This window comes from Streptomyces sp. NPDC050636 (genome assembly GCF_040654775.1).
Taxonomy (GTDB): Bacteria; Actinomycetota; Actinomycetes; order Streptomycetales; family Streptomycetaceae; genus Streptomyces.
On record NZ_JBFAIP010000248.1, the window covers coordinates 1 to 2,033 of the forward strand.

The 2,033-nt window shown below is 70.5% G+C and carries 2 protein-coding genes; one reads left to right on the forward strand and one right to left on the reverse strand.

Translation table 11 applies throughout. The features are described from left to right. Positions 1-252: 252 nt before the first annotated feature. Entirely contained in the window at positions 253-819 is a 567-nt protein-coding gene (locus AB0I10_RS41030; RefSeq protein WP_363157835.1) for a DUF4365 domain-containing protein, read from the reverse strand. A 284-nt stretch (positions 820-1,103) separates the two neighbouring features. On the opposite strand from AB0I10_RS41030, the gene AB0I10_RS41035 reads away from it, so the two are divergent. Next, complete coding sequence (locus AB0I10_RS41035) at positions 1,104-1,829, forward strand: exonuclease domain-containing protein (RefSeq protein WP_363157836.1); 726 nt, start codon at positions 1,104-1,106, stop codon at positions 1,827-1,829. Positions 1,830-2,033: the final 204 nt, after the last annotated feature.

The following is a 2,033-nucleotide window of genomic DNA, read 5'->3' on the forward strand; positions in this document are numbered from 1 at the left end:
ACTACAAACACTACCCAAACCCCCCCATCTCCCGATGGCCCTCCCCCCCCCCGTTGTGGGGCACCGGGGGGTGGGGGGGCACCAGCAGGCTGGTGCCGCCCGCCCCGCCGGGTGGCGTCCACCGGGCGTAGTGGCCGACGGCCCCGCCCCTGCGCCGCCAGCCGTGCCGGGCCAGCAGCGCAGTGAGCACCGCCGGATCGACCTCCGCCGGGTCCAGGAGCCTCGCGTCGAATTCATCGGTCGGCCGGTACATCAGGGTCTCCCTCCCGCCCCGACCCGCGTCATGATCTCGCAGAGAGCGCGGTCGTCGAAGATCCGCGTGGTCGGGATCCGCACAGTGGTCCTGCGCCGGCCGCTGACCCGGTGGCCGGCCAAGTTGATCCAGTAGCAGCAGTGCCGCAGTTCGAGACGGTCGTGGCTCGCCCGCAGCCAGTCCTCCTGGTCCCGCGGCACCAGCATCACGACCAGGATCTTGTGCACCGATACGGGCGTACGGGCCAGCTTCGTCAGGTGATCGTTGTCGAGCGTGAACGCGAACGTCGCCCCGGGCGGGCGCGGGGCGGTCTGGTAGGTGCATTTGAGCTGCACCTTGATGGTGACCTCGTCGTCGACGGTGTGGCCGGGCCCGCCATGGCTGACGTGCCAATCGATTCCGTTGTCCGGGAAGGGCTGCGCCAGCGAGCAACCCGAGGCGGCGGCGATCGCGTGCAGATAGCCGACCTGGAGGGTCTCCATGCAGGCGGTGGTGGCGAGTCCACCGCGCTGCGGGGTGGTCCGCTGGGGCAGCAGCCCGCCCGGTTCGGGCTGCGCGAGCGTCATCGCGAGGGTGCCTTCCGGGCTGTGCCGATCGATGCGTCTGGATGACGGGGAGGCAGCCGGCCGCGTACGGGAGTGCTCCGAGAACCCGCGCGCCGTCGGCCGTATCCGGTGGCGTCCGGGGACGCCACTGCCGGACCGCGCGGATCGCGGCGGCCCGTCCCTGTGGTTGTCTCCGCGTCAAGTGGTCCGCAAACAAAGACGGTTCGACCACCGGGCGGCTCGGGTATCACCAGCTCGGGTGACGTACGGCGTCATCCGCCGCACGAGCGCGAGGAGTTGGGATGATGCCGTGCTGGTATGACGGTCCGCTTGCTTCCTTCGACACCGAGACGACGGGCATAGACGTCGAGCGGGACCGCATCGTCTCCGCGGCCCTGGTCGTGCAGGAGACCCCGCGCTCCACCCCGCGCGTCACCCGCTGGCTGATCAATCCGGGCGTCGAGATGCCCGAGGCCGCGACGGCGGTGCACGGCCTGACCGCCGACCATCTCGCGCTGCACGGCCGCTGGCCGGCGCCGGTGCTGGAGGAGGTCGCGCGGGCCCTGGCCGCCCAGGCGGTGGCCGGCCGGCCGCTGGTCGTGATGAACGCCCCGTTCGATCTCACGCTCCTGGACCGCGAGTTGAAGCGGCACCGCGCCACTTCGCTCGACGCCTATCTGGGCACCCATCCGCTGTCCGTCCTGGATCCCCGGGTCCTGGACAAACACCTGGACCGCTATCGCAAGGGCCGCCGCACGCTCACCGACCTGTGCGCGCATTACGAGGTCGAGCTGACCGACGCCCATGAGGCCGCCGCCGACGCGTTCGCCGCGCTGCGGGTCGTCCGCGCGCTGGGGCTCCGCTTCGCGTCCCGGCTGGAGGGGCTGCGTCCGGGCGAGCTGCACACCCGCCAGGCGATCTGGTACGCCGCGCAGGCCCGCGGGCTCCAGGAGTGGTTCGCCCGCAGCGGCACCCCCGAGGCCGTCGATCCCCATTGGCCGCTGCGTCCGGAACTCCCCGCCGCGGCCTGATAGCCCCTCAGCAATTCCGGCCATTTGCCGATGCGCTTTCGCCGGTGGCGCCGAAAGCCGATTTCAACGACAAGAACCGGGCCGCCTTTTGGCGGCCCGGTTCTTGATCCCGGTGGGCGATACTGGGTTCGAACCAGTGACCAATTGGGTGTTAACGAAGCGCTCTACCACAGATCAAAAAGCCCAGAAAGGAAGAGCGTGGTG

Excerpts from the sequence above, each read along its gene's own strand:
- AB0I10_RS41035 (WP_363157836.1), top strand. The coding sequence starts at position 1,104 with ATGCCGTGCTGGTATGACGGTCCGCTTGCTTCCTTCGACACCGAGACG.
- AB0I10_RS41030 (WP_363157835.1), bottom strand. The coding sequence starts at position 819 with ATGACGCTCGCGCAGCCCGAACCGGGCGGGCTGCTGCCCCAGCGGACC.